The 15,245-nt window shown below is 76.1% G+C and carries 13 protein-coding genes; 11 read left to right on the top strand and 2 right to left on the bottom strand.

Features of this window, described 5'->3' with window-relative positions; all coding sequences use genetic code 11:
• Positions 1-32: 32 nt before the first annotated feature.
• From ACFWOG_RS00150 to ACFWOG_RS00100, 11 genes are all read left to right on the top strand, one after another.
• Complete coding sequence (locus tag ACFWOG_RS00150; protein WP_380353369.1) at positions 33-1,592, top strand: CpaF family protein; 1,560 nt, start codon at positions 33-35, stop codon at positions 1,590-1,592.
• Complete coding sequence (locus ACFWOG_RS00145) at positions 1,589-2,644, top strand: type II secretion system F family protein (RefSeq protein WP_380353252.1); 1,056 nt, start codon at positions 1,589-1,591, stop codon at positions 2,642-2,644. The genes ACFWOG_RS00150 and ACFWOG_RS00145 overlap by 4 nt, the downstream gene beginning before the upstream one ends.
• Positions 2,641-3,519 carry a type II secretion system F family protein gene (locus tag ACFWOG_RS00140; protein WP_329880421.1) on the top strand — a complete coding sequence of 293 codons (879 nt, stop codon included), beginning with the start codon at positions 2,641-2,643 and terminating at the stop codon, positions 3,517-3,519. The genes ACFWOG_RS00145 and ACFWOG_RS00140 overlap by 4 nt, the downstream gene beginning before the upstream one ends.
• Before the next feature lie 58 nt (positions 3,520-3,577).
• Positions 3,578-3,856 (top strand): hypothetical protein, encoded by a 279-nt coding sequence (locus ACFWOG_RS00135; protein WP_355404596.1) that lies wholly within the window; start codon positions 3,578-3,580, stop codon positions 3,854-3,856.
• A gap of 38 nt (positions 3,857-3,894) precedes the next feature.
• The gene (locus tag ACFWOG_RS00130; protein ID WP_329880418.1) at positions 3,895-4,272 is read left to right on the top strand and encodes a TadE family protein; all 378 of its coding nucleotides are present in this window, start codon (positions 3,895-3,897) and stop codon (positions 4,270-4,272) included.
• Complete coding sequence (locus ACFWOG_RS00125) at positions 4,269-4,802, top strand: TadE/TadG family type IV pilus assembly protein (RefSeq protein WP_380353248.1); 534 nt, start codon at positions 4,269-4,271, stop codon at positions 4,800-4,802. Before ACFWOG_RS00130 ends, ACFWOG_RS00125 begins: the two co-directional genes overlap by 4 nt.
• 192 nt (positions 4,803-4,994) lie before the next feature.
• Positions 4,995-5,444 (top strand): hypothetical protein, encoded by a 450-nt coding sequence (locus ACFWOG_RS00120; RefSeq protein ID WP_329880416.1) that lies wholly within the window; start codon positions 4,995-4,997, stop codon positions 5,442-5,444.
• The gene (locus ACFWOG_RS00115) at positions 5,444-9,499 is read left to right on the top strand and encodes a LysM peptidoglycan-binding domain-containing protein (protein ID WP_380353245.1); all 4,056 of its coding nucleotides are present in this window, start codon (positions 5,444-5,446) and stop codon (positions 9,497-9,499) included. Before ACFWOG_RS00120 ends, ACFWOG_RS00115 begins: the two co-directional genes overlap by 1 nt.
• Positions 9,500-9,593: 94 nt before the next feature.
• Positions 9,594-9,845 (top strand): hypothetical protein, encoded by a 252-nt coding sequence (locus ACFWOG_RS00110; protein WP_380353242.1) that lies wholly within the window; start codon positions 9,594-9,596, stop codon positions 9,843-9,845.
• A 333-nt stretch (positions 9,846-10,178) separates the two neighbouring features.
• A complete protein-coding gene (locus tag ACFWOG_RS00105) occupies positions 10,179-12,317 on the top strand; it encodes a hypothetical protein (protein ID WP_380353240.1) in 2,139 nt (712 codons plus the stop codon).
• Positions 12,318-12,380: 63 nt separating this feature from the next.
• Positions 12,381-12,986, top strand: a complete 606-nt coding sequence (locus tag ACFWOG_RS00100) for a hypothetical protein (protein ID WP_380353237.1) — start codon at positions 12,381-12,383, stop codon at positions 12,984-12,986.
• Positions 12,987-13,100: 114 nt separating this feature from the next.
• Here ACFWOG_RS00100 and fabG read toward each other — a convergent pair whose 3' ends face one another.
• A complete protein-coding gene (fabG, locus tag ACFWOG_RS00095) occupies positions 13,101-13,859 on the bottom strand; it encodes a 3-oxoacyl-ACP reductase FabG (protein WP_329880407.1) in 759 nt (252 codons plus the stop codon).
• Positions 13,860-14,011: 152 nt separating this feature from the next.
• Positions 14,012-15,199: an acetyl-CoA C-acyltransferase gene (locus tag ACFWOG_RS00090; protein WP_329880405.1), complete on the bottom strand. Its 1,188-nt coding sequence runs from the start codon at positions 15,197-15,199 to the stop codon at positions 14,012-14,014.
• Positions 15,200-15,245: the final 46 nt, after the last annotated feature.

Below are 15,245 nucleotides of genomic sequence, written 5' to 3'. Positions count from 1 at the left end.
TGCCCTGGTCGACACCCCTCCCCGGCCCCGTCATGCCCAACCCGGTCACGCCGGGCCCGGTGACCGCAGGCCCGGTCGGGCCCGGCCCGGCCGCCCCGGCGGGTGCCCCGCCCGTGCCGCCGGGAGCCCAGCAGGGCGGCGCCGCGACGGCCACCGCCGTCCCCTCCCAGCTGCCCTCGCTCGACCGGCGCGGCGCCGGCACCCGCCCGGCCGTCGACCCGCAGGTGGCGCGCGAGCTCAAGCGCCAGGTGGCCGCCGAGCTGCACCAGCAGATCCTCCGGCTGACCGCGGGCTCGGGAACCGAACCCGACCGCGCGACCCGCCGCCAGCGCGGTCGCGCGCTGATCGAGGAGGCCGTCGCCCGCTGGTCCGACGCCTACGCGCAGACCCACGGCATCCCGCCCACCCGCGACCAGGACCGTGCGCTCGCCGAGGCCGTCTTCGACCTGCTCTTCCGGGCCGGCCGGCTCCAGCCCTACCTCGACGACCCGGAGATCGAGAACATCCTGATCAACGGCTGCGACGACGTCTGGATCTCGCGGGTCCACCAGCCGCTGCGCCAGGTCCCGCCGGTGGCCGACAGCGACGCCGAACTCGTGGAACTGCTCCAGGACCTGGCCCGCCAGCACGGCGGCGGCGAACGCTCCCTCTCCACCGCCAGCCCGACCCTCGCGCTGCGCCTGGAGGGCGGCATGCGCCTCCAGGCGCTCACCGAGGTCACCCCGCGCCCCTACGTGGCGATCCGTCGGCACCGGGTGGCCTCCGCGACGCTGCCCGAGATGGTCCGGCTCGGCACCCTGGACACCACCCTGGCCTCCTTCCTGGCCTCCGCCATCCGGGCCCGGAAGAACGTGATGATCACCGGGACCCAGGGCGTCGGCAAGACCAGCCTGCTGCGCGCGATGGCCGCGGAGATCCCGCCCGACGAGCGGATCGGCACCCTGGAGTCGGAGTTCGAACTCTGGCTGCACACCCTCGGCCACCTGCGCCAGGTCGTGCCGATGGAGGCCCGGGAGGGCAACGGCGAACGCGTCGAGGGCCGTTCGGCCGGCGAGCTGACCATCGGCGACCTGATCCCGGCCGCGCTGCGGATGACCCTCTCGCGGATCATCGTCGGCGAGGTCCGCTCCGGCGAGGTCGTCCCGATGCTGCGGGTGATGACCAACGGCGAGGGCGGCTCGATGTGCACCCTGCACGCCCGCGGCCCGCACATGGTGGTCGACCGCATCGCCGAACTCTGCCTGGAGTACGGCTCGCACATGACCGACGCGCTCGCCTACCGGCTCACCGCCAACGCGGTCGACCTCATCGTGCACGTGGCGATGGTCGACGAGACGCCGGTCGGCGGACGCCGGCACCGGTTCGTCTCGCACGTCCTGGAGGTGACCGGTCTCGGCGAGAGCGGCCGGCCCGCGCTGAACACCGTGTTCGGCCCGCGCCCCGAGCTCGGCGAGCCGCGCGCCGTCCCGCACACCCCGCCGCAGTGCCTGGACGACCTGCGCCGGGCAGGCTTCGACGCGTCGCTGCTCGGCTCCCGGTACGGCAGTTGGGCCGCACCGCTCCAGCTCCGGATCGGCGGTGGCGCCCGATGATGCCGCTCTTCGTGCTCTGCGGCCTGCTCGTCATGGGCGGCCTGGTCGCCCTGGTGGCCTGGGCCCGCGGCAGCGACCCGGCGGCCGAACCGGACGGGGACCGCGAGACCTCCAACCCGCTCGGCGGCCGGCTGCACGTCTTCTGGTACGGCGCGCCCGGCACCGCCTCGGGGCGGATCGTCCGGCTGCGCCGGATCCAGCTGCCGCTCGCGCTGGCCGGCGCGCCGCTCGGCTGGCTGTTCACCGGCATCCCGCTGACCGCGCTGCTCGTCCCGCTGGCGGTCTTCGGCCTGCCCTGGCTGTTCGACACCACCCGTTCGGACACCGACCGGATCGAGCGGCTGGAGGCGCTCTCCGAGTGGACCCAGCGGATCGCCGACGTGCTGCTGCTCGGTGTCGGCCTCAACCAGGCCATCGTCACCAGCCGCCGCACCGCGCCCGCCGCGATCGAGGGGGAGGTCGGTGAGCTGGCCGCCCGGCTGCAGGCCCGCTGGCGGCCCGAGGAGGCGCTGCGCGCCTTCGCCGACAGCATGGCCGACGCCACCGCCGACAAGGTGCTCGCCGCGTTGCTGCTGCGCTCCGGGGACAGCGGGCCCGGGCTGGCCCGGGCGCTCTCCGACATGGCCGAATCGGTGCGCGAGGAGGTCCGCCAGCGCCGCACCATCGAGGCCGACCGGGCCAAGCACCGCACCACCATCCGCTGGCTGGTCGGCATCATCGTGCTGGTCGTCACCATCGGTTCGTTCAACACCGAGTACACCCGCCCGTACAGCACGGTGCTCGGCCAGAGCGTCCTCGCCGTGGTGGCCGCGCTGTTCGTGGCGGTGATCGCCTGGATGCGGGCGCTGGCCTCGCATCCACCGGTCCCGCGCCTGCTGGAGCTGGACAGGCGCAGCCGGACCGGCCGGGCCGCGCGGCGTGCTGACGCACCCGAGGGCGGTGCGGGCGGCCGGGCCGCCGAAGGGCCCGGTGGCCCGGGTGGCGCCGCGACCGGCGGTGCTGCGACCGGCGGTGCCGACGCGGGCGCCCGGCTGTTCGGGGAGGCACGATGATCTCCCCGTGGTCCGTGCTGGCCGGCGCCGCGGCGGCCGGCGGCATCGCCCTGCTGATCGCCGAACTCCGCCCTGCCCCGCCCGACCTGGGCCAGGCGCTGGACCGGCTGCACCGCACCCCCGCCGACCGGACCCCCGACCCGGAGGAACGGCCGCGCTGGTTCGACCGGATCGGCGAGCGCTCGATCAGCCTGCGCGGGGTGCGCATCCCCGAACGCGACCTGGCGCTGATCGGCCGTACCCCGGCCCGGTTCATGGCGCACAAGCTGATGTTCGCCCTGATCGGCCTCGTCCTGCCGCCCTACCTGGTGGTGGCGGCGATGCTGCTCGACATGAGCCTGCCGTTCGTGCTCCCGCTGCTGGTGGGCCCGCTGCTGGCCGGGCTGTTCTGGTTCCTCCCGGACGCCATCGTGCGCGGCGAGGCGAAGGAGGCCCGCGTCGAGTACCTCCACGGCGTCGCCGCCTACCTGGAGCTGGTGGCGATGGAACGGGCCGCCGACCTCGGTCCGGCGGAGGCGCTGCGGCGGGCCGCCGCGGTCGGCCGGGGCGCGGTGTTCCGGCGGATCAGGGACGCACTGGACCGCGCGGCCACCGACCGGCTGCCGCCCTGGGCCGGACTGGACGCGCTGGCGGTCGAGTTGGGGCTGACGCCGCTGCAGGACGTGGCCGACATCATGCGGATCTCCGGCACCGACGGCGCGGCCGTCTACGACACACTGCGGGCCCGGGCCAAGGGCCTGCGGGGCGAACTGCTCGCCGAGGACCTCGCCCGGGCCAACTCCGACAGCGAGCGGATGGTCGCTCCGGGGGCCGCGCTGACCCTGCTGATGACCGTGCTGATCATCTATCCCGCGTTGCACAAGATGCTCAACTGAGGTACCCCTCGCGGAGGTCAGCAACCTCCGTCACCACGACGCACCCTGGGAGAAACTGATGAACACCCACCTCAAGTACCTGGTGGCCCGATTGGCGGGGCCGACCCTCCTGCCGGTCCGGTTCGCCCTGTTGCTGTTCCACTTCCGGATGGGCCGCGCGAAGGCGGCCCGTGCGCGTGGTGACCGGGGCGCCATCAGCATCGAACTGGCGCTCGCCGTCATCGCGCTGGTGTTCGTCGCGGGCCTCGTCGCGACCGCGCTCTACAGCCTGAACAAGAAGGTCGTCGACAAGGTCAACGAGGACCCGAACCTGCCCGGGAGCGGCGCCACCCCGTGATGAGAGGTCGTCGTCTCCGCCGTTCCGACCGAGGGTCGTTGAGCCTGGGCCTGGCCATCGTCTTCCCGGTCGTGCTGATCCTGATCCTGTCCGTCGCGCAGACGGGCCTGTGGTGGTACTACCGCCAACTCGCCCTCACCGCTGCCCGCGAGGGCGTCGACGCGGGCCGCGTCCAGGGCAATCGGAGCGACGAGCTGAAGAACGAGGCGGCGCGGAAGCAGGCCGAGGCGTTCCTCGGCCGCCAGGGCAGCGAGGACCACGCGATCAGCACCGACGGCAGCACGCCGGTGCTGATCCGGGTCACGGTGGAGGTGACGGCGCCCGTGGTCATCCCCTTCGTCACGCGGCCGACCGTGACCCAGCGCGCCGAGGCGCCGCGCGAGCGGTTCGTCCCGCCGCAGGTGGTGGGACCGTGAGCGGACGGTTCCGGTGGCGGACCGGGAAGTCGGCGGACCGGCCGCCCGGGTGGGCGGTCGGACGGGCGCGCGGGTTCGCCGCGGCCCGGTCCGCCCGGTCGCCTTTCGGCCGGGACGGCGGCGGTTTCGCGGTCGAGGCCGCGATCGTCGCGCCCGCCGTGGTGGGACTGATCCTGGTCACCGTCGCGGCCGGCCGGGTGCAGACCGCCGCCGGCACGGTGGAGGCCGCGGCCCGCTCGGCCGCCCGGACCGCCTCGCTGGCGCGTGGCGTCGACGCGATGGACGCGGCGGCGAAGAAGTCCGCCGTGGAGGCGATGGAGCAGCAGGGCGTGCACTGCGCGAGCAGCAGGGTCACCGTGGCGCACGGGGAACTGGTCAGTCACGGGACCACCATGGCGACGGTCACGGTGTCGGTTCGGTGCGAGGTCGGACTGTCCGACCTGCTCGGCGGGCCGAATCTGAACGGGCCGGTGTCGAAGACGCTCACCGGCAGCTTCGTCTCGGTCGTGGACCGCTACCGGGGCGGGTGAACGGGCGTGCGCCGGAGCGAACGGGGCGGGCCGGAGGCTTCCCCGGACAGGGATGTGTCGGGCCGTTGGGCGGGCGGTGGCGAGGTCGTGACGACGAGGTACCCGGACGGGGATTGGGGACGCCCCGGGCGGGGGAAACGCAAGCGGAGAGCGCCCGGGGGAGGGTGGACGGGCATGTCGGGAGGGGGCGCCATGGCGCGCGGACGCGGGGCACCTCGATTCCGTGCCCGTTCGGACCGGGGCACGCTCTCGATCTTCGTCGCGATCTGCTCGGCGTTCGTCGCCGTGGTCATCGCCCTCATCATCGACGCCGGCGGCAAGCTGCGCGTCGCGGAGAACACCGACGCCTACGCCCAGGAAGCCGCCCGGGTGGCAGGCCAACAGCTCGACGAGGCCGCGCTGTTGCGCGGCGAGGGGTACCGGGTGAAGCGGGAGTACGCCGAGGAGGCCGCCAACAGCTACCTCGCGCTGTACGGTCTGGCCGCGAAGTTCGTGGAGTTCTCGCCCGACGGGGCGGCCGTCACCATCACGGTGGAGACCGAGTACCGGCCCGTCCTGCTGACCCAACTCGCCAACAGGAAGATCACGGGCAAGGGAAGCGCAGCCCTCGTCCACGGAGTCAAGGAAGCGGAGACCGACTGATGGCCGCGCCACGCGCCAAGGACCAGACCCGTGCCGGGCGTCCGGCCCGGGGTGTGCCCGCCACTCCCGCGTCCGGCCGGCGGCCGTCGTCGCGGCCGTCGCACCGCGGCGGCAGCGGCGGCCGCCGGGGCCGGGGCGGCGCCGTGCTCGCCGCGATCGCGGCCCTGATCACCCTGCTGGGACTGCTGCTCGGGGTCCCGGCGCTGCTGCTCTACGGCACCCGCGCGGTCGCCGACATGGGCCCGCTCGCACCGGACGGCCTCGGCGCGCTGCTGACCAGCCCCGACGACGGGCAGCTGTTCCTCTGGCTGCTGGTCGTGGTCGGCTGGGTCGGCTGGGCCTGTTTCGCGCTCTCCGTCCTGCTGGAGATCCCGGCCCAGCTCCGCGGCCGGGTGGCCCGGCGGATCCCGGCGTTCGGCTGGAGCCAGCGCGCCGCCGCCGGCCTGGTCGGTGCGGTGATCGCGCTGGTGCCGGTGGCCGGTTCGGCGTTCGCCGCCACCCCCGAGCGCCCCCAGGTGGCGACCGCGGCCGTCCAGGCGGGCGCCGCGGCGCAGCGGGCCGCGCTGCCCGCCGCGCAGGCCGCACCCTCCCTCGCCCCCGCCGCCGACCAGCAGTCCACCTACACGGTGCGGGACAGCAGGCCGGCCGACAGCCTCTGGTCCATCGCGGAGCGCCAGCTCGGTTCGGGCGAGCGCTGGACGGAGATCGCCAAGCTCAACGACGGCCGGGTGATGGACGATTCGGGCAACCGCTTCGACGCGGACCGGCCGATCCACCCCGGCTGGGCACTGGTGATGCCGGGCGACGCCAAGCCGGACGAGGCCGGGACCCCGGCGCCGGCTCCGGCTCCGGCGCCCGCGACCGGCACGACGCAGGCGGGTACGCCCGCGAGCGGCGCCCAGGGCACCGGCACCGTCACGGTGAAGCCCGGGGACAGCCTGTCGGTCATCGCCGAGCGCGAGCTGGGCGACGCCGAGGCCTGGCCGAAGCTGTTCGACGCGAACAAGGGCGTCCAGGCGCCGGACGGGGAGCGACTCACCGACCCGGACGTGGTGGTGCCCGGGATGGTGCTCAGCCTGCCCGGCGCGGCGACGCCCGCCCCGGCCCCCGCCCCGGCCCCGGCGCCCGAGCCCGCCCCCGCCCCGGCACCCGCGCCGGCGGCGGAACCGGCCCCGGCCCCGGTCCCTCCGCCGCCCGCACCGGGCACCCAGGTGCCGGCACCGGCACCCGCCACCCAGGCGCCCGCCCAGACCCCCGCTCCCGCGCAGGCCCCGGCGCCCGCCCAGACCCCCGCTCCCGCACAGGCCCCGGCGCCCGGACAGACCCCGGCCCAGACGCCCGCCGCGCACGCCGAGGACGCCCCGAGCGACGACTACACCGTCGCCCTCGCCGCCTCCACCGTCGGCGTGCTGCTGGCGGCCGTCATGGTCGGCGCCGTCGCCCGCAAGCGCGGCACCCAGCTCCGGGGGCGGCGGCCCCGGCACCGCATCGCCCTGCCCACCGCCCCCGCCGCCGCCTTCGAGGCCGAACTGAAGGCCCGCCAGGACGAGGCCGGTCTCGACCTGCTCGACCGCGCCCTGCGCAGCATGGCCCGCAACACCGTCCGCGGCGGCAAGCGGCTGCCCGCCGTCGTCGCCGCCCGGATCACCCCCGGCCGGACGATCGAGCTGCACCTCTCCGGCGCGGCCGCCCCGATCGCCCCGTTCCGCGCCGCCCACGCCCCTGACATCTGGTGGTGCGCGGCCGACTCGGACGGGCTGCTCTCACGCGCCCAGGCCCGCAAGACCGCCGCCCCCTACCCGGCCCTGGTCACCCTGGGCTCCTCGCCCGACGGCTCGGTGATCCTCGCCGACCTGGAGACCGTCCGGCTGCTCCACCTCTCCGGCCACCCGGACGACGCCCGCGACGTCCTGCGCACCCTCGCCCTCGAACTCGCCCACAGCCCGCTCGCCGACCGCCTCCACCTGCACCTCGTCGACCTCGCGGAGGAGATTCCGATCAGCGGCCCGGCCGCCGAGCGGATCCACCGTCACCCCACCCTGGAGGCCGCGCTCGCCGCCCTCGGCCCGCGCACCGCCAAGGCCCGGGCCACCCTGGTCGCCGCCGAGGCCACCAGCCCCCGGGAGGCCCGCAGCCGCGGCCAGGCCGACGAGTCGTGGACCCCCGAGATCGTGCTCTGCGGCCACCAGCCGGGCGGGGACGTCCCGGCCGAGCTCGGCCGGCTCCTCGACGGCCGCCCGCGGACGTGCGTCGCCGTGGTCACCCGGGCGCCCGAGCGCGGCACCGGCCCGGTCGCCCGCTGGACCCTGCCGGCCATCGGACAGGCCACCATCCCCGGCCTGCACCTCACCCTGGAACTGCAGCGCCTGACCACCGGCCAGTACGAGCAGGTCGCCGAGCTGCTCCGGGCCGCCGACGACCAGACCCAGCACCCCGCTCCCGCCTGGACCCTGGACGGCCCCGGCCTCGACGACCTCGAACCGGCCGAACTCCCGCCCGTACCGGTCCTGGTCGGCGTGGGGGCGTCGGGCGGTCCCTCCGGCGGATTCCTGATGGGATCGCCGGACGAGCCCGACCTCGGCGACGGCACGGGCGGTGACGCCCCCGAGGCGGCCGGCCCGCGCCTGCTCGCCCGCGTGATCGGCACGGGCGCCAGCCCGTTCGCGGGTACCGACCCGGCGGCGCCCGCCGCGGCCAACGGGTCGGCCGGTGGGTCGACCGGTGGGTCGGCCAACGGCGCCTCCGCCGGGTCCACCGTCTCCGCCGTGCCCGCCCTGCCGGCCGCCCCGGCCGTGGCCGTCCCGCCGTCCGCGGCGGTGGCCGTCGTCCCCGGTCCGCGGCACCTCGTCAACGGCCTCGGGCGACAGGCCGCCACACCCGCCGCCCCGGCGGGCCCGGCCGCCGGCTTCCCCGTCGGCCCGGACACCGGCACGACGTCCGGGGGAGAGGACACCACCCAGAACCTCCGGGTGCCCGATGGGACCGGGACGCCCACCGGTGCGGTCGCGCCCGTCCAGCCGGTCACGCCGGTCACGCCGGCACCCGCCCCGGCCGGGAAGCCGGCGCCCGCCCCCGAGCCGCTCCCGACGCACGACCCGGCGCCCGCGCCCACCGGTGCCGATCCGCGGCTCCCCGCCCGCCCGGAGCCGTCCCCCGGGTCGCCCGTGCCGTCGGTGGCCCCCGTCACGGAACCCGGACCGACGGCCGTCGCCCCGGTGGCCCGCACCACCCCCGGCCGCAGCGACAGCGACGACCTGCTCGCCATTCTGCGATCCCCGGAGGCCCACGCCACCCGGACCGCGCCCCGGATCCGTCTGCTCGGCCCGGTCGACGTGGCCGGCACCGGCGGCCCGGCCGAACCCGCCACCGTCCTGCGGCTCACCGAACTCGCCGTCTACCTGGCCCTGCGCCCCGGCGCCGACCACCACGCCCTCGACCACGACCTGCACCCCGGCGCGGCCCACCTCGACCCGCACCCCACCGCGGCCGACGCCCGGAGTCCGCTGCCCGAGAAGCTCGCCGACCTGGCCTCCTGGTTCGGCTCCTCCTCGGACGGCCGGTCCTTCCTGGTCACCGACTCCTCCGACGGCTACGCCTTCGCCCCCGCCGTCACCTGCGACTGGGACGAGTTCCGCGGCCTCTACCGGCGCGGCATGCGCAGCACCAGTGCCACCGCCGACGCCGCCCTCGCCCACGCCCTCGCCCTGGTCCGGGGCGCCCCGTTCGCGGAGGCACCGCCCGCCGCGTTCGGCTGGGCCGAGTCCGAACGGCAGGACATGATCGCCGCGATCGTCGACACCGCCCACGAACTCGCCGCCCGCCGCCTCCAGTACGGCGACCACCGCAGCGCCGAGGCCGCCGTCTTCCGCGGCCTCGCCGTCGCCCCGGACGTCGAACTCCTGCACCGCGACCTCTTCTACGCCTACGCCTCGGCCGGTGCCCGCGACCAACTGCTGCGCGCCGTCAACCGCCTGGACGCGCTCAGCCGCCGCACCGGCCGGGACCTGGACGCCGACACGGTGGCCCTGCTGCGCGACCTCCTCGCCGGCTCCTGAGCCGGTGGCCGGGCAGCCCACGACCCCGTGGGCACGGCCGGCGGACCGGCCTTCCGCCCCTGGACGGTACGGGTGCTCCCGTACCGTCCAGGGCATGACGGTACGGAGCCCGGTGAAGGGCGTCGTCGAACGCGGGGGAACCGCGGCACCGCTCCCGGTCGAGGCCGATGACGGCTATGCCTTCGAGCTGGACCGGTCGCTGTTCCTGGCGGCCGGGGACCGGATCGGATGCGAGGGCGCCGGGCTCACCGCCGTCCGCGCCGACGGCCGACGGATCCAGCCCGCCGGCTCCTGGTCCACCCGCTGCAGGATCGGACGGCGCCGAGCCGTAGTGGCTTCCGGCTGAAGGCTGCGACCGTGAGCCGGTCACCGTGCGACTGCACCAACGTGCCCGCGTCGCCCGGATTCCGACGTGTCCGCAGGAGCCTGTGCGCACGGAGCTCCGGACCCTGGACGAGCGGGGGCCCGGACCGCCGGGACCTCGCCACGCCGCGGGCGGTCGGCCGAGGGCGGGCCGGACGTGTGCCCGAGGTGTGTCCGACCGGCGTCGATCGCCGACCCGGCCTGGCTCGGGTGTGCCGGGATCTCGTAGGGTGGCGCAATCGGGTGTGGTGGAAGTCGCCACGCGGGGCAAGGCAGCGACGCCGCTGAGCGGCGGGGCAGGGCGGGTGACCTGGAGATGGCGGAGACGACGGCGGTCCCCGGAGGTCCGGACCCGGCGCCGGACGCGGGCCCCCAGGACGACCTGCCGCCATGGCTCCCGCGCAACGCGTACGAGGACCATCCGCCCGGTCCCGCCGCGCTGTACGAGCCACCGGTCGACGCACCCGCACCCGGCCCGGCCGCGCTCTACGAGCCGCCGACGGCCGCACCTGCGGCCGTCCCCGTGACGGCGCCCGAGCCGCCGGTGCCGTCCACCGGATGGACCGTCACCGGCCTGCCGGCCATGGGCGGTGCGGCGGGAGCCGACGGCGCAGCGGGCGCAGGCACGGCCCCGCCGCCGCCCTCGGCGACCCCGCCGCCGTTCGCCGGGCCCGGAGCCACCCCCGCGCACGGCGTTCCGGCGCAGGGTGTGCCCGGCGCCGGAGTGCTGCCCGGCCCCGGCAGCCTGGGCGCCGCGCCGCGCGGGCGGATCCTGGTCGTCGAGGGCGGCTACGGCAGCTCCGGCCGCCGTACCTGGGGGCGCGGCGGAACCGCGCAGGCCCCGGTCCTCTCCGCGATGCTCGCCGCAGTCAGCCCCCAGGTGCTGCTCGCCGCCGATGCCGTCGACGCCGTCCACCTCCCCGCCGCCAGTGACCCCCACACCGTCCTCGCCCATCTGCGGGCCGCGGCCCGCCACCCCGGACCGCTCCTCGTCCACCTGGGCGGCCACCTGCTCGCCGACCGGCGCAACGGCCAACTCCACCTCACCCTGCGGGACTCCAAGCCCGGCAGCGTGCGGCAGGACGGCCTCCCCTGGCAGGCGGTCGCGGCCGAGCTGCGCCACCGCCCGACCGACTGGCAGACCCTGGTCATCGCCGACCTGAGCGCCGATCAGAGTGCGTGGCCCTTCCTCCAGGGCGCCGTCTCGCCGCTCGCCGAGGGCATGCCGCTCTGGGCGGTGGTCAGCCCCGACCCCGAGCAGATCGGCACCTTCACCCGTGCGCTGATCGAGGCCCTGCACGGCGGTCGCCCCGGCGCCGAGGCCGTCCTCGCCCCCGAGCAGCTGCGCCAGCAGGTCTACTCGGTGCTCCGCCCGGACGTCGTCATCGTGGCCACCCACGCGCCCGACCGGCCGTTCTTCCGCAACACCGCGCGCCGCGGCGACGGTTCCGCCGCGGACCCCGTCCTGTACGAGGGGGCGAGCCCGGCCGCCGTGCTGCCCCGCCCGGCCGCCCCGGAGGAGGTGCCCTGGGACGACCTGCTGCAGGACGCCGTGCCGCAGGACACCCCGCCGCAGGACGCCCCGCCGCAGGACGCCGTGCCGCAGGACGCCGTGCCGCGGCCCCGGCGCGCCGTCACCCTGGACAAGCCGGCGGCGGCCCTCGAACCGTCAGGCTCCGCGCCCCTGCCCGCTCCCGCCGCCGCCGCGGCGGAGCCCGACGGCCGGGTGGGCCTGCTCAAGGCCGAGGTGCCGCCCACCCCGCCGCCCGCGCCCCGTCCGGTCGACCTGCTGAAGCCCTACGCCTGGCAACCGCCGACCGTCGACACCGTGGTGGAGGAGGCCCCGGCGGCGGCGGACGAGGTGCCGGTGACCGACGCGATTCCGTCCGACGCGGCTCCGGTCGGCGCCAGGCCCGGGGACGCTGCCGACGAGCCCCAGGCCCAGGCCGAGGCCGAGCCAGAGGCCGAAACCGAAACGGGGGCCGTGCCGGCGCCCGACCCCTTCCAGTCCCGCGCCGACTACCGGGAGGTGATCGGCCGCATCGTCCGCAGTGCCGAGGCGGGGGACCACGCGGCCGCCACCGACCTGGCCTTCGCCCTCGAACTGGAGGCGATCGGCGAACACGGCTCCGTCTCCGCGCCGGTGCTGCAGGTCCGCCAGGTCCGCGCCCACATCTGCCGCCTCGCCGGGCGGACCGTCGAGGCGGCGGACATCTACCGCGAGGTGGCCCTCACCCTGCTCCGTGCCCAGGGGCCGGACCACCCCGAGACCCAGCAGGCCGCGACCAACGCGGAAGCCTGCTGGCGGGCGATCCCGGACCGCGCCGAGGCCCTTCGGATCGCCCCCGAGATCATCGAACTTCGGGCCTACCTCCCCGGCCCCGACGGCCGGAAGCTCCGTGCCGCCGAGCGCCACCTGGCCCACCTCGCCGCCGCTCAGCCCGACCGCGTCTGACGGGTGCCGCCGGGGCGGGACCGTCCGCCGGTGTTGTCCGAGGCCACCGCTACGGTCCTGCTCATGGAACAGGAACGTGCCGAGCGCGTGGACCCGCTGCCCGACCGGGTCGGCCACGTGGCCGGCGTCGAGTCGCTCACGCTGGACGGCCACCGCTACTACTTCGGCTTCGACCACCGGAGCGACCTGGTCGTCTCGCCGCTGGTCGACGACCCGGGCACGATGGCGGCCTTCGCGGCCGAGCACATGAGGCAGACCGACGGCCGGCACGACGAGGCCTTCTGGGCGGAGCTCGTCGCCCACGCGGTCGAGACGTCGGCGCTGGTGCCGGAGGACACGGACCGGGAGTTCACCACGGCGGGTCTGCGCGCCGGCCTGCCCGACCCGGGGAGTCACCTGCTCTGTCTGCTGGGCGCGACGGGCGAGTGGGACGACGCGTCCACGTCGCCGGAGGTTCAGCGGGCCTGCGCACGGCTGGGGTTCGACGAGGACGACGTCGCCGAGGCGCTGGACGCATGTCTGCGGGTCGTCCTGGAGGACGGCGCGGGCGGCCGGCCCGACGAGTGGGCGGTCGTGCGCGGCGTCCTCACGTCGGCGCTGAGGGACCTGCCCGGCAACTGGGCCCTGCTCTTCTCCCCGCTGGCAGAGGCCGTCGCCGGTCACGCCTGAGCGCCCGGTCACGCCGCAGGGGGCGGCGGTCGGGAACGCCGTGGCCGTCCCGGGTGAGGGGAGCGCCCACCCGGGACGGCCGTCCGCCGCAGGGCCGGAGCCCGGGCGCGCCCGTCAGCGCGCTCCGCCGTTGACGTACAGGGTCTGCCCGCTGACGTAGGAGGCGTCCTCGCTCGCCAGGAACGCGACCACCGAGGCGACCTCCTCGGGCTGCCCGACCCGCCGGAGCGGCGTCCGGGCGGCCACCTCCGTCCGGTGGTCCTCCGCCGTGGCGCCGACCCGCTCGGCGGTGGCGGCGGTCATCGGGGTCGCGATGTAGCCGGGGGCGACGGCGTTGACGTTGATGTTGAACGGGCCCAGCTCGATCGCCAGGGTCGCGGTCAGGCCCTGGATCCCGGCCTTGGCGGCGGCGTAGTTGGCCTGGCCGCGGTTGCCGAGGGCGGAGCGCGAACTGAGCGAGACGATCTTGCCGTACTTCTGCGCCACCATGTACTTCTGGGCGACGTGGCTGCAGTTGTAGGCACTCGTGAGGTTGACCGTCAGCACCGCGTCCCAGTCGGCCCTGGGCATCTTGAAGAAGAGGTTGTCCCGGGTGATCCCGGCGTTGTTCACCAGGATGTGCAGGCCGCCGAGATCCTGCGCCACCTGCGCGAAGACCGCCTCGACGGCGTCGTAGTCGGCCACGTCGCAGCCGTACGCCCGGGCGGTGCCGCCCTTGGCGGTGATCTCCTCGACCGTGCCGGCCGCCCGCCCGGCGTCGAGGTCGACCACGGCGACCGCCGCGCCCTCCGCGGCCAGCAGCCGGGCGGTGGCCGCTCCGATGCCCTGCGCCGCGCCGGTGACGACGGCGACCTTGCCTGCAAAACGAGTCACAGCGGTTCCTTCGGTAGCTCTTCGGGAGGGGGTCGGGAAGCCGGCGGACGGGGTGCCGACAGCTTCCCGTCGTCAGTCGTCAGTTGTCAGGCGTCATTCGCCCGTCGTCAGGCGCCAGGCGCAGGGGTCGTCCGAGTCCGCGCGGCAGGCCGTCAGGCCGACTCGACGAGGACCGCCGTCCCCTGGCCGACGCCCACGCACATGGCCGCGAGCCCGCGGCGCCCGCCGGTGCGGCGCATCCGGTGCAGCAGGGTGGTGAGGATGCGGGCGCCGGAGCCGCCGAGCGGATGGCCGAGCGCGATGGCGCCGCCGGTCGGGTTGACCAGCTCCGGGTCGAGGCCCAACTGGTCGACCGAGGCCAGGACCTGGGCCGCGAAGGCCTCGTTCAGCTCGGCCTCCTCGATCTCGCCGAGCGACCAGCCGGCCCGGGCGAGTGCCTTGCGGGTGGCGGGCACCGGGCCGATGCCCATGACGTCCGGGTGCACGCCGGCCGAGGCGCCGGCCACGTACCGGCCGAGCGGCCGGAGGCCGAACTCGTGCAGCGCCTCCTCGCTGACCAGGACGAGCCCGGCCGCGCCGTCGTTCATCGGCGAGGCGTTGCCCGCCGTCACCGTGCCCTCGGGGCGGAAGGCGGGCTTGAGCCGGGCGAGCTTCTCCGGACCGGTGTCCTCGCGGATCGACTCGTCCGCATCGACGATCACCCCGTCCGGCCGCTCGACCGGGATCAGCTCGGCGTCGAAGTGCCCGTCCTTACGGGCAGCGGCGGCCCGTCGGTGGCTGCGGAGCGCGAAGGCGTCCTGGCGCTCACGGCTGATGCCGTAGCGGGTGGCGACCTCCTCGGCGGTCTCGCCCATCGACAGCACACCGTGCAGTTCGGGCATCCGCGGGTTGGTGAGCCGCCAGCCGAGCCGGGTGTCGTAGGTCTCGATCCGGTGCGGCAGCGCCTCGTCGGGGCGGGGGAGGACGAACGGTGCCCGGGTCATCGACTCGCAGCCGCCGGCCAGCACGACGTCCGCCTCGCCGGAGCCGATCGCCCGGGCGGCCATGGTGACCGCCTCCAGGCCGGAGGCGCAGAGCCGGTTGACGGTGGCGCCGGGGACGCTGTCCGGCAGGCCGGCGAGCAGCACGGCCATCCGGGCGGCGTTCCGGTTGTCCTCGCCGGCCTGGTTGGCGGCGCCCCAGTAGACGTCGTCGATCCGGGCCGGGTCGAGGGCGGGCAGATCGGCGAGCAGGGCGCGCAGCACGGTCGCCGAGAGGTCGTCGGGGCGGACCGTGGCGAGCGCTCCGCGCAGCCGGCCGATGGGTGTGCGGCGGGCGGCGGCGAAGTAGACAGGACGCACGACGTCGGGCTCCTTGTCGGGAGGGAGGGGGCAGCCGGCCGGAGTG

It is taken from the genome of Kitasatospora sp. NPDC058406 (assembly GCF_042722765.1).
Classification (GTDB): domain Bacteria; phylum Actinomycetota; class Actinomycetes; order Streptomycetales; family Streptomycetaceae; genus Kitasatospora.
The sequence above is the reverse complement of the archived record's forward strand: the minus strand, read 5'-3'. Positions and strand labels throughout refer to the sequence as shown.